Here is a 16,125-nt window from a genome sequence, read left to right as displayed (position 1 = left end):
GCGATGTCGCTACTGCGTGCGGACCCGACGGGTGAACCGGGCCGACGCGCGGGCGACCACCTGGCCGGCGGCATCGGTCACCCGGATCACGAACAGGTCCTCCTTCGGGAGCCGCTCGCCGATGCTCGCCTCGGCGCGGAGGGCGTCGCCGAGACGCGTGGGGCGCAGGTAATCGATGTGGATGGCGCTGGCGACGCCGGTGTGCTCGTCGTCGTTCGCGGCGGCCGCGACGGCCGTACCCGCCATTGCGAAGACGAAAGCGCCGTGGGCGGTCTCGTGCGGGTTGAGGTGATCCTCGGTGACCGTCGCCGTCGCGACCGCGCGGCCTCCGCCGTGCCCCGTCACCTCGATGCCGAGGAACTTCGCGTAGCGGTCGATGGGCTGCTGCGGGGTGCTCATCGGTCCATCTTCTCCGATCGCGCGTCGGCCGCCGCGACGGCGTTGCGCATCGCCGCGCGCTCGGCCTCCGGCCAGGGTCCGGAGGAGGCGAGTGGGATCTCGGTCATGAAGCGCCGCTGGGCCTCCGGAATCCGCGTCACGAACAGGTCGGGATCGTTGCCCGCCGTCGCGTACAGGTCCGGGCCGTCGGCGTAGTAGGGATCGATGAGCACTGGGGTGCCGTCGGCGCGGCGCATGACGTTCGACGGGTTCGTGTCCAGCGGCCCGCACCACGGCAACTCGCGGAGTGCGTCCGCGTGGATCCGGGCGACGATCGCCGCCAGCTCGGCGACGGCCTCCTCGCCGGCCGCGATCGACCGGTGGAAGGCCTCCGCCAGCGCCTGCGGAGCCTCGTGGAGACGTTCCATCACCTGCAGGTCGCCGCCGCCCACGAGCCGGCGGTGCGCGTGCAGCGCCGGGACCCGCCCGGTGCCGGCCGCCTCCCGGTACAGCGCGGCGCTGTAGGGCCCGACCGGGTCGAACGGGCTGATCCGCGCGACGAGCGCACCGTCGGGCGATGCCAGGGCGATCGCCCAGTCCCCGGCGCCGCAGCGCGTCCACCCCGCTGCGGCGAACGCCGCCTCGGCGGCGCGGTGGTCGGCGTGGGGCGGCAGGTCGACGGGGAGCGCATCCATGCGCTCAGTGTGCCCGGCGTCGTCAGCGGACGCGAAGGCCTTTCGGGGTGCGGGCGAAGCCCGCGGCGGTCAGCGCCCCGGCCAGCGGGGAGGTGAGGGCGGGGGCACCGTCGACCTTCTCGATGGTGAGGCCCCCGAGCCCCGGGGCGGCGTCCGCGAGGGCGGTGAGTGCGGCGTCCGGCGCGTCGGTGAAGGTGAGCAGCGTACGCCCGCCCCGCTCGACGAAGACGGCGAGCGCACCGTCGACGAGGACGACCACGGCGCCCGCCTTGCGTCCGGGGCGCGCACCGTCGTCGCCGCGGTCCGGCCAGGGGAGCGCCGCGCCGTACGGGTTGGCGGGGTCGGTGGCGGCCAGCACCAGCGCGGAGGTCTCGCCGCGCTGCTCCGCCCTCTCGAGTGCGGACGCCGCGTCGCGCAGTGCGTCGACGGTGCCGCTCCGCGCGAACTGGGCAGCGCCGAGCCGCTCGATGAAATAGCCGCGCCGCGCCTTCCCGGACTCCTCGAACGCGGCGAGGGTGCGGTATACCCGGGCGAATCCGCCCTCGACGTGCTCCGCCATCACCGCGCCGCGGGTCACCACGCCGTACCGCTCCAGGAGCTGCTCGCCGAGCGCGGCGGACTGCTCCGTGGCACTCGCCTCCGCCGGCGCCGGCGGCAGGGACCAGCGCCCGGCGACCATCGGCGGTGCCTGGTCCACCGCCACGCGGTAGCGGGCGCGGGGCGCACGCCGGGGCGTGCGGTGTGCGGTCGCGCGGCGGCCGCCGGAGAGCCTGGCCCGGACCGGTGCGAAGGTGTCGCCCGTGAGCCGTCCCGCCCACACCAGGTCCCACAGCGCATCCGGCGTGGCGCCGGTGAGCTGGCGGTAGAAGTAGGCGCCGCCGCCGCGGACGGCGTCCTCAATCGCCTCGTGCGCCTCGGAGGTGTCGAGCGTTCCGGGCGGCGGCAGCGTCAGCGGCGCGAGATCGGCCGGGTGGAAGGCGATCCAGCCGTCCTGCGCGCCGATCGCTCCGTGCCCGGTCCACACCACCTCGCCGGTGCCGGTGAGCTCGTCGAGCATCGCGGGCGAGTAGTCGGAGACGCGGCGCGGCAGGACCAGGGACTCCCAGGCGGAGGCGGGGATCGGGACGCCCGCCAGCTGGTCGATGACCGCCGCGACGCCGTCGATGCCGCGCAGCGGCGACTTCAGGTGATGCCATCCGGCGAGGAACTCGGCGTAGGCGCGCTCCGACACCGGCTCCACGTCCTGCCGGAGCCGGGCGAGGCTGCGCTGACGGATCCGGCGCAGCACCTCGGCCTCGCAGAACTGGGGCACTCCGTCGACGCCCGTGTCGTCGCCGTCCGGGACGAACCGGCCCTCGATCACGCGGCGGGCCGCGACCAGCTCCGTGAGCGGACGCTGCACCACCGCGACACCCAGGCCGTAGCGCGCGGCGACCTCGGCGGCGGTGAACGGGCCGTGCCGGCGGGCGTACCGCGCGACCAGGTCGCCCACCGGATCCGGCACGGCCGCGGTGAAGGCCGATGCGATGCCGGGCTGCAGTGGGACCCCCAGACCGTCGCGCAGCCGCGCCGCGTCCTCCACGGCGGCGATCCACCCGTCGCCGTACTCGAAGACGCGGCCCGAGGCGAGCAGCTCGTCGACGGCGGCCGGCGCGCCCTCGGAGCGCTCGTCGATCTCGGTGCGGGTGAGCGGGCCCAGCTCGCGGATGAGGTCCGACACCTGTTCGACGGTGCGCGCGCGGTAGCCGGGCGCGGTGCGCTGCAGCTGCGCCGCGATCTCGGCGAGGATCTCGGCGTCGAGCAGCTCGGTGAGCTCGACGCGGCCGAGCAGCTGCGAGAGCACCGCCGGGTCCAGACTGAGGACCGCCGCGCGCCGCTCCGCGAGCGGCGCGTCGCCCTCGTACATGAACGCGCCGACGTAGCTGAACAGGAGTGACGCCGCGAACGGCGACGGCGCAGGAGTCTCCACCTCGGCCAGCCGGACGGCGCGGGAGTCGAGCGCGCGGTGCACGGCGATCAGCTCGGGCACGTCGTAGACGTCCTGCAGGCACTCGCGGACGGCCTCGAGAACGATGGGGAACTGCGGGTAGCCGCGTGCCACCTCGAGCAGTTGGCTGGCGCGCTGGCGCTGCTGCCAGAGCGGGGCGCGCTTGCCCGGGTCGCGACGGGGCAGGAGCAGGGCGCGTGCAGCGCACTCGCGGAACCGGGAGGCGAACAGCGCGCTGGACCCGACGGCCTCGGTGACCAGCGCATCGATCTCGTCGGGCTCGAACCGGAAGAGCTCCGCTCCGGGCGGCGAGTCGTCGGTATCGGGCAGGCGGACGAGGATCCCGTCGTCCGTGGCGGTGACGGCGCCGGACAGGCCGAGGGTGGCGTTCAGGCGCGCGCCGATCGCGAGTGCCCAGGGCGCGTGCACCTTCATGCCGAGCGGCGAGTGCAGGGCGACGCGCCAGTCGCCGAGCTCGTCGCGGAACCGCTCGACGACCAGCGTGCGGTCGGTGGGGAGTACACCGGTGGCCCGCTGCTGCTCGTCGAGGAGGGCGACGAGGTTGTCGGTGGCCCACTCGCCGAGGCCCACCGCCTGCGCGCGTGCGCGCTGCGCCGGGCCGTCGAGCGCGGTGAACTCGCGGGTGAATCGCCCGATCGCGCGGCCCAGCTCCGCCGGGCGGCCCACGGTGTCGCCGATCCAGAAGGGCAGGCGGCCGGGCTGCCCGAAGGCGGGGGAGACCAGGACCCGGTCGTGCGTGATCTCCTCGATCTTCCAGCTGGTCGCGCCGAGGGCGAAGACATCACCCACGCGCGACTCGTAGACCATCTCCTCGTCCAGTTCGCCCACGCGGGAGGCCTTCTCGCCCACCATGAAGACGCCGAACAGGCCGCGGTCGGGAATGGCACCGCCGGAGGTGACGGCGAGGCGGCCCGCACCGGGCCGGCCGGTGAGCGTGCCCGCGTCCCGGTCCCAGACCACTCGTGGGCGCAGCTCGCCGAAGTCCTCCGCGGGGTAGCGGCCGGAGATCAGGTCGAGCACCGCCTCGTACGCCGAATCCGGCAGCGCCGCATAGGGGTGCGCGCGGCGCACCAGAGCGAGCCAGTCGTGCACGTCGAGCTGGTCCATGGCCGCGGCGGCGACGGTCTGCTGGGCCAGCACGTCCAGCGGATTGCGGGGCACCACGAGCTTCTCGATCGCGCCCTCGCGCATGCGCTGCACGGTGACGGTGCTGTGCAGCAGGTCCGTGCGGTGCTTCGGGAAGAAGACGCCGCGGCTGGGTTCGCCCACCTGGTGCCCGGCGCGGCCGACGCGCTGCAGGCCGGCCGCCACCGACGGCGGCGCCTCCACCTGGATCACCAGATCCACCGCGCCCATGTCGATCCCGAGCTCCAGGCTGGACGTGGCGACCACGCAGCGCAACCGGCCCGACTTCAGGTCGTCCTCGATGATCGCGCGCTGCTCCTTGCTCACCGAGCCGTGGTGGGCCCGCGCCAGGACCGCCTCCGCGCCGTGCGTCTGCCCGCTGGCCAACAGTTGGGCCGGCGCACCGCCCGCGACCGCGGGGTTCGGCGGTCCGGCGTGCACACCCGCGGCGAGCTCGTTGATCCGGGCCGTGAGCCGCTCGGCCAGCCTGCGGGAGTTCGCGAAGACGATGGTGGAGCGGTGCTGCTCGATGAGTCCGACGATGGACGATTCGACGTGCGGCCACAGCGACCCCTGCTGCACGGGCTCGTCGGGATCGTCGGACATCACGTCCAGCTCCGTCATGTCCGGCACGGGCACGGTGACGGTGAGCTCGAACTCCTTCTGCGAGGGCGGGCGCACGACAGCCGCAGGGCGGGGCCCGCCCAGGAACGCCGCGACCTCCTGCGCCGGTTCGACGGTGGCCGACAGGCCGATCCGCTGCGCCGGCGCGTCGAGCAGTTCGTCGAGCCGCTCCAGCGAGAGCGCGAGGTGCGTACCGCGCTTGGTGCCGGCCACGGCGTGCACCTCGTCCACGATCACCGTGTGCACGTGCGCCAGGGTCTCGCGGGCCCGGGAGGTGAGCATGAGGAACAGCGACTCGGGCGTGGTGATGAGGATGTCCGGCGGCGTGCGGACGAGCTGCCGCCGCTGCTGCGCGGGGGTGTCACCGGAACGCACGCCGACGGTGACCGCGGGCGCCGGCTCGCCGCGCCGCTCGCGTACCCGGGCGATTCCGGCGAGCGGCGCGCGCAGGTTGCGTTCCACGTCGACCGCCAGCGCCTTGAGCGGCGAGACGTAGAGGACGGAGGTGCCGCGCGCACCGTCGGACTCCGACGGTGCGGGACGGTCCGCGAGCCGGTCGAGAGCCCAGAGGAACGCGGAGAGCGTCTTGCCGGAGCCGGTGGGGGCGACGACGAGGGTGTTGTTCCCCTGCGCGATGGAACGCCAGGCGCCGGCCTGCGCCGCGGTGGGCGCGGCGAAGGACGCGGTGAACCATTCGGCGGTGGCGGGCGTGAACGCCCGGAGGGCGTCCGGCATGGCTTCATCATGGCGTAGAGCACCGACATGTGCGGGTGGCCCGAACTCCCATGGCGACACACCAGTGACTGTTGTTGCCTGTGTGACTACTGTGATTCATGATGATCGGGAGCGCACATCCTAAGGAGCAGGTATGACCACGCACGTCTCGTCGAACAATCACCGTCGCGCCTGGTTCCGGGGTGCCGTCGCCGCGGCGGCCGTCGCGGTGGGGATCAGTGGCGCCATGACCGCGGTCGCCAAGGCCGACCAGCAGGTGGGTCGCTTCCTTGTCAAGGGCCAGATCGAGGTCTCCTATTTCGCCACCGGCGGTGCGCCCACCTGGGGTGTGCCGCTGATCCCTGAGAGCAACGCCGGGCGGGGTGGCAAGTTCCAGACCTTCCAGAATCAGGCCTCGTTCTACTGGCATCCCGGCGCCGACGGCGGCAATGCGCACCAGATCGGTGGCGCCATCCGGGCCAAGTGGGGCGAGAATCGCTGGGAGAACGGCCCGCTCGGCTACCCGATCACCGACGAGTTGCAGTCCCGCGGCACCTTCAACGCCGTGACCGGCGCGATGAACGCCTTCCAGGGCGGCGTGATCTACTGGTCGCCCGCCACCGGCGCCTGGCCGGTGTGGGGCGAGATCCTGGTCAAGTGGAGTGCGGACAAGCGCGAATCGGGCAAGTACGGCTATCCGACCGGGCCGGAGATCCGCACGGGCAGCTCCTTCTCGCAGACCTTCCAGCGCGGTGTGATCACCTGGCCCTGATGGGCGATGGCGTATCGCGAAGCCGTGAGTCGCTGATCACAAAGTGCTGTGCTTCGCAAAGTAATCTGCTGGGATTGCTCGCATGATCAATCGTGGTTGCCGTTTCCTCGCTGCCGGTGCACTCGCTCTCGCGATCGCCGGCGCCGTTCCCGCCGTCAGCTCCGCCGCTCCGCGGGAGGTCACCGTCGAGAAGCTGGCGAGCGTGGTGGATGACGTGCTCCGCGAGCGCCCGCAGTTCAAGGACCTCTGGCAGGTCACCTGCAACGGAGCGCTCGAGGCGACCGTAGGCGCCACCCAGCGCTGCACCGCTGTGAAGATCGGCGGCGCCCGGTTCGCCGTCGACGTCCGAGTCACCGCGGTGCAGCCGACCTCGCTCGACTGGAGCTACCGGATCACGCCGCAGCCGTGACCCGGTAGCCGCCGCCGGCGTCAGCGCAGGTGGCGCGCGGTGGCCGCGGTCAGCTCGTCGAGCAGGCCGGACAGCTCGCCGGCGCGGCGCTCGAGCGGAGTGAAGGCGCCCTCGCCGTCGAAGTCGGTGAACAGGCCGAGGCTGACCTGCGCCCGGGCGTCGACCATCGAGAAGTTCGCGGTGATCTGGCGCCAGTGCTCCACGGCGCGGACGCCGCCGTCGGCGCCGTAGGCCACGAAGCCGACGGTCTTCCCGGCCCACTCGGGGCCGATCGAATCGAAGGCGTTCTTGAAAGCGCCGGGGATCGAGTGGTTGTACTCGGGAGTGACGAAGATGAAACCGTCCTGGGCGTCGACGGCCTGCCCCCAGGCGGTGACCGCCGCGTTGTCGTACTGCCGGTTCGCGGCGCCGGGCACCGTGGCCGAGGTCAGCAGCGGAACGTCGAACTCCTTGAGGTCCAGCACGGTGACCTCGACGCCCTCGCGCGCCTGCGTCGCTTCGGCGACCCACGTGCCGACCTGCTCGGACTTCCGGCCGTCGCGGATGGAGCCCAGGATGATGCCGATCTTCATGCGAATCCTTTCGGGAGGAGTGTTCGCCCGGTCGGGCGTCGACCCCACCGTAACGTAACGGACCGGGGTCCGCTACTGGCTGCTCAGGCGCACGCTCTCGATCGTCGACGCGCTCATCGCCGCGACAGCTCTGGCGCACGACCTGACGCTGGTCACCCGGAACGTCACCGACTTCGAGGGCGTCCCCGTCCGCACGCTGAACCCCTTCACGTAGCGGCACAATGGCGGTCATGAGCGACGACGACGATCCCGTGCTCGCACACGTCGGGCCCCGATTGCGGGCCATCCGGCAGGAGCGCGACATCACCCTCACGGCCGTTGCGGAGGCCACGGGCATTTCGGTGAGCACCCTGTCGCGGCTCGAGGGCGGCACCCGCAAGCCCACGCTGGAGCTGCTGCTGCCCCTCGCCCGCACCTACGGGCTGCCGCTCGACGAGCTCGTCGACGCGCCCGAGACCGGGGACCCGCGGGTGCGGCTGAAACCGGTCCGCCGGGGCGATCGCACCATCGTGCCGCTCACCCGCCGCGCCGGCGGGCTGCGCACCTTCAAGGAGGTCATCCGGCCCCGCCCGGGCGACGGTGCGGCCCCCACGCCGGTCTCGCATCCCGGCTACCACTGGGTCTACGTCCTCGACGGCACCCTGCGCCTGATCCTGGGCGAGAAGGAGATGCTGATCAAGCCCGGCGAGGTGATCGAATTCGACACCCGGCTGCCGCACTGGTTCGGGAGTGCGGATGGGCGCCCCGTCGAGTACCTGGGCATCTACGGCCCGCAGGGCGAGCGGGCGCACCACGTGCTGGGCGACTAGGCGGTCAGTCGGAGTCGAGGCCCGTGGCCTTGCGGAGGTGGCTCACGCCGGGGAGCTTGTTGACACCGCGCTGGACGTCGCTGAGCCGGTTGGTCACGTCGACGAGCGGCGGCAGCACCGCGTCGAGGGTGTTGAGCGCCGGATCCGCGACGGCGGTGAGCCGCTCGACGCGGTCGATGACGTTGTTGGCGCGCTCGATCATGTCGGCCATCGCCAGCATCACCTTCGGCAGCTCCGCGATCAGCTCGATCGTGTCCGGAGGGATGGTGCTGAGTTTGCCGACGCTGGTCACCGTACGGCCGGTGTTGTCCAGGGCGCGACCCGCGGCCGCGCGCACCGAATCGACCAGATCGTTCACCGATTCGGAGATCGAGGGCGGGGTGGGTTCGGGCGCCTTCTTCTTCGCCATGCGTCGATCATGGCGTGCCGGGGCCGCGATCGCGGGGATTTCGCTAGAGGGACGCGCCGAACCGTTCCACCGCGGCGCGCGCGGTGCGCAGTCCCTCGCTGTCGGGACCGTCGACGGTGACCTCGCCGGACGGGTGCAGCACGACCTCGCCGATCGAATCACCGGTCGTGTTCACGCGGACCGCCCAGGCGTAGGCCTCGTCGGCCAGCCAGGCGTCGGGGCGCAGTTCCGTGAGGTACCACGCCCCGACGTTCAGGCCGATCGGGTCCAAGAATCAGGCCTCGTCGGACTTGATCTCGAGCAGGACGGTGCCCTGGGTGACGGCGGTGCCGGGCTCGACGGCGAGGCCGGTCACGATGCCGTCCTTGTGCGCGGCGACCGGGTTCTCCATCTTCATGGCCTCGAGCACCACGACGAGGTCGCCCGCGCTGACCTGCTGGCCGTCCTCGACGGCCACCTTGACGACGGTGCCCTGCATGGGCGCGGTCACCGAGTCGCCGGTGGCGGCGACACCGGCGCCGCGGTCGCGGGTGCGCGGCTTCGGCTTGCGGCGGATCACGCCGGCGCCGCCGGCCGCACCGCCACCGCCCAGCGAGAGCTCGCCCGGCAGCGAGACCTCGACGCGGCGTCCGTCGACGACGACGACCACGTTCTGGCGCGGCAGCGAGTCGTCCTCCTCGATGGCCTGGCCACCGGTGTAGGGCTCGATCGGGTTCTCCCAATCGGTCTCGATCCACTTGGTGTAGACCTCGAAGCCGTTCTCGTCGCCGACGAAGGCCGGGTTCTCGACGATGTGCCGGTGGAACGGGATGACCGTCGCGAGGCCCTCGACCTCGAACTCGGCCAGCGCGCGCCGCGAGCGCTCCAGCGCCTCCTGGCGGGTCGCGCCGGTCACGATGAGCTTGGCCAGCATCGAGTCGAACTGGCCGCCGATGACGTCGCCGGCGTCCACGCCGGAGTCGACGCGCACGCCGGGGCCGGTGGGCTCGCGGTAGACGCTGATCGGTCCGGGGGCGGGCAGGAAGCCGCGGCCGGCGTCCTCGCCGTTGATCCGGAACTCGAAGCTGTGGCCGCGGGGAGTCGGATCCTCCGTGATCGTCAGCTCCTTGCCCTCGGCGATGCGGAACTGCTGGCGCACGAGGTCGATGCCCGCGGTCTCCTCGGTGACCGGGTGCTCGACCTGGAGGCGGGTGTTGACCTCGAGGAAGCTGACGAGGCCGTCGGCGGCGACGAGGAACTCGACGGTGCCGGCGCCGTAGTAGCCCGCCTCGCGGCAGATGTCCTTGGCGGACTGGTGGATGCGGGCGCGCTGCTCGTCGGTGAGGAAGGGCGCGGGCGCCTCCTCGACGAGCTTCTGGAAGCGGCGCTGCAGCGAGCAGTCGCGGGTGCCGGCGACCACGACGTTGCCGTGCTGATCGGCGATGACCTGCGCCTCGACGTGGCGGGCCTTGTCGAGGTAGCGCTCCACGAAGCACTCGCCGCGACCGAAGGCTGCGACGGCCTCACGGGTGGCCGACTCGAACAGCTCGGGGATCTCCTCGACGGTGTACGCGACCTTCATGCCGCGGCCGCCGCCGCCGAAGGCGGCCTTGATCGCGACGGGCACGCCGTACTCCTTGGCGAAGGCGACGACCTCGTCGGCGTCCTTGACCGGGTCCTTGGTGCCGGGCGCCATCGGGGCGTTCGCACGCTCGGCGATGTGACGCGCGGTCACCTTGTCACCCAGGTCGCGGATCGAGGCCGGCGACGGACCGATCCAGGTCAGGCCCGCGTCGATGACGGCCTGCGCGAAGTCGGCGTTCTCGGACAGGAAGCCGTAGCCGGGGTGGATCGCGTCGGCGCCCGACTTCTTCGCGGCGTCGAGGATCTTGTCGAAGACGAGGTAGGACTCGGCCGAGGTCTGCCCGCCCAGGGCGAAGGCCTCGTCGGCGAGGCGCACGAACTTGGCTTCGGCGTCCGGCTCCGCGTACACGGCGACGCTGGTCAGGCCGGCGTCCCGGGCGGCGCGGATGACGCGGACGGCGATCTCACCGCGGTTGGCGATGAGTACCTTCTCGATCTTCTTGTCAGCGTGGGCTGCCACTCAAGTCTCCTCGTTCCATTGCGGCGCGCCGTGAGGTGCGCCGCCATCGTTGTCCCGTCGGGGCTCAAACTCCTGACGAGTGTATGCCTACTCACTTGTGGCGCAGCCGACAGTCCCCTCGCGGGTTCGGTTACCCACGAGTAACCGTCGCATCGCCAATTTCGGTCACCAACGAACGTAGCGCGCCGAGGTACAGCGTGACACTTCGGCGCGCGGTGTCGAAGCCCGGGAACCGCGCCGCGACGTGCAGGCCGGACGGTGTGCGCAGCATCCACAGGTAGACGTCGTCGATCGAGTAGTCGCGTGAGCGCAGCGCCCCGGCTCCGCCGGCGTCGTTGATGTCCGAACCCGGCGCGGAACGCGTGTCCATGAAGGAGACGACGAACCGCGGCGGCGGCGCCTGCGAGCGCCCGGGCTCCTCGGCGAGGACCTCGCCGATGCGCAGGTAGGGCAGCGTGCTGCCGATCTTGGAGTGCTTCCACGCGGCCTGCGCGCGCTGCGCCAGCTCGCCGAAGGTGCGGGTGCCCGTGGTGTCGAGGCGGAAGGGCGCGATGCCGACGAACCAGCCGAGCGCCGCGATCCACTGCTCCGCGTCGCGGGTGTGCCGGGTGACGGCGCACCGGAAGACGGGACCGAACCCCAGATCGGTGTTGATCTTGGCCATGCAGGCCAGCACGCCGGTCACCAGCGAGGCGCCGGACTCCGAGCACACACGGGTGAAGTTGTTCGCGCGGTCGTCGTCCAGCAGGTGGAAGTTCAGCGCCCCCTGCGGCAGGCGGGGCACGCCGTCCGGATCGCGACTCAGGGCCGCGCGGGTCTCGTCGGCGAGCGTCTTCGCGCTGAGCGGCAGCAGCGGCATGGGGAAGGGGTCGGGGCGGAAGCCCGTCTCGCTGAGGTACTCGTCCCACATCTGCGCGGCCGGGTGGCTCGCCCCCGCCCGGTCCGCGGACTGCCGGTCGGTGTCCGAGTAGTTCACGTAGCTGCCGGTGGGCAGCAGGCGCGCCGGCTCGTCGTGCATCGCCTGCCGGTAGAGCTCCCGCAACTCGTAGGGGCTCAGGATCAGTGAGTAGCCGTCCAGCAGGGAGTGATCGGCGGCGAAGAAGAGGGTGAACGAGTCCTCGCGCGAGACCGTCGAGAACATGTAGGCGGGCCATGTCAGCGGCGCCGTCGACCGGTCGAACTCGCCCAGCAGCTGTTCCGCGAGCGGCCCGGTGGACCGGTACGTGCCCACCGTCTTGATCCGCAGGTCGACGGTGTCGGTCTGCGCGCTGCGCCGGCGCGGGCGGCCGTCCTCGAGGAAGACGTGCGTCCGGAGCACCTCGTGCCGGTCGATCCAGGCCCGGAGCGCGGTCCGCAGCCCGGGGATCGACAGGGGCTCGTCGAACTCGACGCCGAGGCCCAGCCAGGACTCGCGTCCGCCGTCGATGTGGCGTCGCCGCAGCACCGCCTGCGCGCCCCTCAGGTGCGCCTCGTGCACGTGCGACGTGGCGCGCGGGTCGTCGCGCCAGCGCGCGGCCGGGCCCGTCGTGGGGATCCAGTTGCGCAGTTCACCCGGGCGCAGTGGGTACGCGTCCAGCTCGGTGAATTGCATGGCGGGGCTTCCGGTGGGCTCAGGCGTCGAGGCGACGCTTGATACGCGCGAGCATCGCCGACATGCCGCGCAGGCGCAGCGGGCTGACGACGGTGTCGAGGCCGAGGGCGTGGTGGAAGTCGTCCGGGACCGCCGCGATCGCCGCGGCGGACTGCCCGTCGAGCCCCTGCGCCAGGATCGACGCGAAGCCGCGCGTGGTGGGCGCCTCCGGCGGCGCGCTGAAGTACAGCCGTACCGCTGCGCGGTCCGTGGCGTCGACGTCGAGGAACAGCGGCGACTGGCACTCGGGCACCGGTTCCATCGCCGCGGCCGTTAGGTGCTCCGGGAGCTCGGGCAGCTCCCGCGAGAACTCGAGCAGCAGCTCCAGCCGGTCCTGCTCGCCGACGCCCGCGAAGTCGTCGACGATCTCCGCGAGCGGCGCGGGAAGGCCGGCCGTCATGCGGAGGCGGAGGCGCCGGGCGCTGCGCAGGGGTCGTCGCCACGGACGATCGGCGCGCGCACGGTGTTGCCCCACTCGGTCCAGGAACCGTCGTAGTTGCGCACGTCGTCGAAGCCGAGGAGGTGCGTGAGCACGAACCAGGTGTGGCTCGAGCGCTCGCCGATGCGGCAGTACGCGGTGACGGGGGCCTTGGGGTCGAGCCCGCCGTAGACCTCGAGGAGGTCGGCGTGGGGGAGGAACCGGCCGTCCTGGCGAGCGGCCTTCGCCCACGGGATGGACACCGCGGTGGGGATGTGGCCGCCGCGCAGCGCCCCCTCCTCCGGGTAGTCGGGCATGTGGGTGCGCTCGCCCGTGTACTCCTGCGGGGAGCGCACGTCGACCAGCGCGCGGCGCCCGATGTCGGCGCGCACCTCGTCGGCGAAGGCGCGGATCGTCGAATCGTCGCGCTCGACCACGGGGTAGTCGCTGCGCGGGTACTCGGGCTGCTCCAGCGAGACGTCTCGGGCGTCGCTGATCCACTTGTCCCGGCCGCCGTCGAGCAGGCGGACGTCCGGGTGGCCGAAGAGGGTGAACACCCACAGGGCGTAGGCGGCCCACCAGTTCGACTTGTCGCCGTAGATCACCACGGTGTCGTCGCGGCTGATGCCCTTGGCGCGCATGAGTTCCGCGAACTGCTCGCCGGAGATGTAGTCGCGCGTCACCGGGTCGTTCAGGTGCAGGTGCCAGTCGACCTTCTGCGCCGTGGGGATGTGCCCGATGTCGTAGAGGAGCACGTCCTCGTCGGACTCGATCACCTTCAGGCCGGGGACACCGAGGTGCCCGCTCAGCCAGTCCGCGGTGACGAGGCGCTCGGGGTGTGCGTAGTCCTGCAGTTCCGCGCTCGGATCGGTCTCGATAGCCACGTCCGCCAGCCTAGCCCCCGGACGGTGCGGGCGCGCCGCGGCGACCCCGGTGGCGCCCCCGCGTGCGGCGTCTCATCGGGTGGCGAGGTCCTGCGCCGCCGCCTCGACGAGGCCGCGCAGATCGGCGGGGGCCGCGAGATTGGTCGCGGTGAACAACGAGGTCTCGTCCCGCGTTCCGGTCCACCCGACGTACAGGTAGGGCGGACGGTCCGCCACGACCCGGCCCGGCAGGGCGGACCACGCCAGCCGGAACCACGTGCGGTCCGCGGGCGTGCCGTCGGGCGCACGGACCGGGGCGGGCAGCTCGCCCACGCCGGCGCAGGTGGTGACGGGGTTCGCAGGGTCGGGCGGTGCGTCGATCAGCGCGGCCAGTGTCCGGCGGGGGAGCAGCGTGATCAGGGGACCGAAGGCGTCGTAGCGCCCCGCGTCCGGGAGTGCGCCCAGGACGCCCTTGACGTCGGCGCGCAGGGCCACGACGCCTTCCAGGGTGTCCGTCGGGTCCACGACCAGTTCCGCGTCGACGATCGCGTTGCCCCGCAGATCGCCCTCCTCACGCCGGTTGACCGACAGCCCGAGCACCGCGCGCCCGTCGGGCCGGACCCAGTCGAGCGCCGCGGCGATCCGGGCGGTGGCCTGGAAGAGCAGGGTCGACTCGGTGCCGCCGGACTCCGCGGCGCGGGCCGCCAGCGGTGCGCGGTCGAGGTGCACGACCGCCCACCGGTCGCGCCCGACGGGGTGGTCGCGGGCGGGTTCCTCGTGCTCCAGGCGACCTCGGGCCAGCCGGGACGCGGCCGCCGCGGCCCGGAAGGCGGACGGCAGCTCGCGGGCCACCAGCGCCGCATCGCGGCGCATCGCGCGCATCGGCGGGGCCGCCTCGCGCGGGTAGGGCAGGTCGCGGGTGGCGCCGAGCGCGGCCTCCGCGACCGCGGTCGCGGTGCCCACCCCGTCGGCGAGGACGTGCGAGACCACCAGGGTGACGGCGGAACCGCCGTCGGTCAGGGGCAGCACCCCGAGGTGCCATCCCGGCCCGGACCACGGATCGATGGGAGCGGCGGCCCGCTCGTCCAGCCACCCGTCGATCGCCTCTCGCGGCCGCGCGACGGTGTCGACGGCGAGGCGCGGCGCCGCGGTGGTCGCCACCCAGCGATCGCGGCCGAAGGGCAACGGGGAATGGGCGATCCGGCGGCCCAACAGGCCCGAGGTGAGCGCCGACCGGAAGCGTTCGAGGCCCGCGAGATCGACGCCGGCGTCGTAGATCCACACCACCTGGATGAGCGCGTTGCGGCCGGTGGCGCGGGTCCCCGACGCGGCGCCCTGATCGACGAAGGCGAGGAGGTCGTCCGTCATGCCGCGACCCCGGTGGCGAGCAGGCCGGCCTCGATCCGGTCGCGGATGCGCCGGACGGTCGCGGGCGGAAGGGTGCCCGGCGCGTGCCGCAGCTCGATCGACAGACGCCCGTCGAAGGTGAGCGCGTGGTGGTGGAGCCCGACCAGCGGGGCGAGCGCCTCGGGCGGCGCTGCCCGCACCAGCGTCCGCACACGCTCGATGTCGACCTCGGAGCTGGTGTGGAAGTCCAGCGCGGTGACGCCCGCCGGGGTCGACGGTGCCGGAACCGCCCCGATGTTGCTCAGCCGCACGGGGACTCCGCCGGTGACGGTGACCGGTGCCGTCCCGGTGAGCGCCGCGACGACGGTGCCGTCGGCGAGGTCGACGCGGAGCCGCTCGAGCACGACCCGCCCGATCTCCTCGGGAGCCGTGTCGCCGCGGACCGCGACGGGCACCGTCGACGAGCCGGCGAAGTTGGTGACCGCGGCGGCCGCGACCGGCGGCTCGGCCCTGGCCCGCAGATCGACCGGGCTGAAGACGGCCATGGGGACGGCCTCGTCGGCGGGGAAGTCCTGCTCCGCGCGTTCCGCCGCGACGATCACCCCGGCGAGCAGGCCGTGGACGCTGAGTCCCGCTTCCTTGGCGCGGCGGCGCAGCGCTTCGGTCGCGGCGGCGTCCAGACGGATCCGCTCGAAGGCGAAATCGCCGCCGTCGACGTCCTCCGCCGTGGGGATCGCGGCCGTGGAGCGCACGGCGACCGTCGCGTGCTCGGCGGGAGCCCCTGCGGCGCCGACGCGTTCCGCCAGGTCCGTCGGCGCGGCCGGCAGGTCCGCGGGTGGCGCGGCCTCAGCACCCGAGTACAGCTCCCAGAGGCGCAGATTGAGGTACAGCGCGTGCGCGCCGTCCGCGACCGCGTGGCTCACGCCGAGAGTCACCCGATGCAGGTCACCGTCCGAGACCAGTTGCAGGGCGGAGACGGCGTTCTCGACGTCGACGCCCAGCCGGACGTCGCCCGGGGCGAAGGGGCGCAGTTCCACCCGGATCGGTGCGGCCTCCTGTTCGGGCGGGGAATCCGGTGCGACGAGGTCGAACCCGAAGGCGTGCGGTTCGATCCGGCCCGCGAGCACGGGGTGCTCGCGGCGCAGCGAGGCGAAGGCGCCGGCCAGGCGGTCCGCCACCACCGGGCCGCGGACCACGAAGCTGCCGCTGGAGGTGGTTCCCGTGAGCACGTACGGGATCTCGAGCGGGGTCAGGGAGCGTCGGGGCATC

16 protein-coding genes are annotated in these 16,125 nt (G+C 72.9%); 4 read left to right on the top strand and 12 right to left on the bottom strand.

Going from position 1 to position 16,125, the window contains the following annotated elements:
- Positions 1 to 9: 9 nt before the first annotated feature.
- Genes FK268_RS04055 through FK268_RS04045 form a run of 3 tightly spaced genes read right to left on the bottom strand, consistent with a single transcriptional unit; the run spans position 10 to position 5,565 of the window.
- Positions 10 to 399, bottom strand: coding sequence for a hotdog fold thioesterase (locus FK268_RS04055; protein ID WP_146431321.1), 390 nt, complete (start codon positions 397 to 399; stop codon positions 10 to 12).
- Positions 396 to 1,073 (bottom strand): BUD32 family EKC/KEOPS complex subunit, encoded by a 678-nt coding sequence (locus FK268_RS04050; RefSeq protein ID WP_146431319.1) that lies wholly within the window; start codon positions 1,071 to 1,073, stop codon positions 396 to 398. The genes FK268_RS04055 and FK268_RS04050 overlap by 4 nt, the downstream gene beginning before the upstream one ends.
- A gap of 22 nt (positions 1,074 to 1,095) precedes the next feature.
- Complete coding sequence (locus FK268_RS04045) at positions 1,096 to 5,565, bottom strand: ATP-dependent helicase (RefSeq protein WP_146431317.1); 4,470 nt, start codon at positions 5,563 to 5,565, stop codon at positions 1,096 to 1,098.
- 133 nt (positions 5,566 to 5,698) lie between these two features.
- Here FK268_RS04045 and FK268_RS04040 point away from each other — a divergent pair, with 133 nt between their 5' ends.
- The gene (locus FK268_RS04040; protein ID WP_231706899.1) at positions 5,699 to 6,316 is read left to right on the top strand and encodes an LGFP repeat-containing protein; all 618 of its coding nucleotides are present in this window, start codon (positions 5,699 to 5,701) and stop codon (positions 6,314 to 6,316) included.
- Positions 6,317 to 6,398: 82 nt separating this feature from the next.
- Positions 6,399 to 6,725, top strand: coding sequence for a DUF4333 domain-containing protein (locus FK268_RS04035; protein WP_146431316.1), 327 nt, complete (start codon positions 6,399 to 6,401; stop codon positions 6,723 to 6,725).
- A 20-nt stretch (positions 6,726 to 6,745) separates the two neighbouring features.
- On the opposite strand, the gene FK268_RS04030 is transcribed toward FK268_RS04035, so the two are convergent.
- Positions 6,746 to 7,297: an NADPH-dependent FMN reductase gene (locus FK268_RS04030; RefSeq protein WP_146431314.1), complete on the bottom strand. Its 552-nt coding sequence runs from the start codon at positions 7,295 to 7,297 to the stop codon at positions 6,746 to 6,748.
- 79 nt (positions 7,298 to 7,376) lie between these two features.
- On the opposite strand from FK268_RS04030, the gene FK268_RS25295 reads away from it, so the two are divergent.
- Both FK268_RS25295 and FK268_RS04020 read left to right on the top strand, forming a co-directional pair.
- A complete protein-coding gene (locus FK268_RS25295) occupies positions 7,377 to 7,511 on the top strand; it encodes a PIN domain-containing protein (RefSeq protein WP_146431883.1) in 135 nt (44 codons plus the stop codon).
- Between the two features lie 16 nt (positions 7,512 to 7,527).
- Positions 7,528 to 8,106 carry a helix-turn-helix domain-containing protein gene (locus FK268_RS04020; protein ID WP_146431313.1) on the top strand — a complete coding sequence of 193 codons (579 nt, stop codon included), beginning with the start codon at positions 7,528 to 7,530 and terminating at the stop codon, positions 8,104 to 8,106.
- A 4-nt stretch (positions 8,107 to 8,110) separates the two neighbouring features.
- Here FK268_RS04020 and FK268_RS04015 read toward each other — a convergent pair whose 3' ends face one another.
- From FK268_RS04015 to FK268_RS03980, 8 genes are all read right to left on the bottom strand, one after another.
- Entirely contained in the window at positions 8,111 to 8,515 is a 405-nt protein-coding gene (locus tag FK268_RS04015) for a hypothetical protein (protein WP_146431311.1), read from the bottom strand.
- 43 nt (positions 8,516 to 8,558) lie between these two features.
- Positions 8,559 to 8,786, bottom strand: coding sequence for a hypothetical protein (locus FK268_RS04010; RefSeq protein ID WP_146431309.1), 228 nt, complete (start codon positions 8,784 to 8,786; stop codon positions 8,559 to 8,561).
- Between the two features lie 3 nt (positions 8,787 to 8,789).
- Positions 8,790 to 10,598 (bottom strand): acetyl/propionyl/methylcrotonyl-CoA carboxylase subunit alpha, encoded by a 1,809-nt coding sequence (locus FK268_RS04005; protein WP_146431307.1) that lies wholly within the window; start codon positions 10,596 to 10,598, stop codon positions 8,790 to 8,792.
- Between the two features lie 130 nt (positions 10,599 to 10,728).
- A complete protein-coding gene (locus tag FK268_RS04000; RefSeq protein WP_146431306.1) occupies positions 10,729 to 12,189 on the bottom strand; it encodes a condensation domain-containing protein in 1,461 nt (486 codons plus the stop codon).
- 19 nt (positions 12,190 to 12,208) lie between these two features.
- On the bottom strand, positions 12,209 to 12,628 hold the full coding sequence (locus FK268_RS03995) for a SufE family protein (protein ID WP_146431304.1): 420 nt from the start codon (positions 12,626 to 12,628) through the stop codon (positions 12,209 to 12,211).
- Positions 12,625 to 13,530 carry a sulfurtransferase gene (locus FK268_RS03990; RefSeq protein WP_146431302.1) on the bottom strand — a complete coding sequence of 302 codons (906 nt, stop codon included), beginning with the start codon at positions 13,528 to 13,530 and terminating at the stop codon, positions 12,625 to 12,627. The genes FK268_RS03995 and FK268_RS03990 overlap by 4 nt, the downstream gene beginning before the upstream one ends.
- A gap of 72 nt (positions 13,531 to 13,602) precedes the next feature.
- Positions 13,603 to 14,877 carry a hypothetical protein gene (locus FK268_RS03985; RefSeq protein WP_146431300.1) on the bottom strand — a complete coding sequence of 425 codons (1,275 nt, stop codon included), beginning with the start codon at positions 14,875 to 14,877 and terminating at the stop codon, positions 13,603 to 13,605.
- On the bottom strand, positions 14,874 to 16,124 hold the full coding sequence (locus FK268_RS03980) for a phthiocerol/phthiodiolone dimycocerosyl transferase family protein (RefSeq protein WP_146431298.1): 1,251 nt from the start codon (positions 16,122 to 16,124) through the stop codon (positions 14,874 to 14,876). The genes FK268_RS03985 and FK268_RS03980 overlap by 4 nt, the downstream gene beginning before the upstream one ends.
- Position 16,125 lies beyond the last annotated feature (1 nt).

It is taken from the genome of Tsukamurella sputi, from assembly GCF_007858445.1.
Taxonomy (GTDB): Bacteria; Actinomycetota; Actinomycetes; order Mycobacteriales; family Mycobacteriaceae; genus Tsukamurella; species Tsukamurella sputi.
The sequence above is the reverse complement of the archived record's forward strand: the minus strand, read 5'-3'. Positions and strand labels throughout refer to the sequence as shown.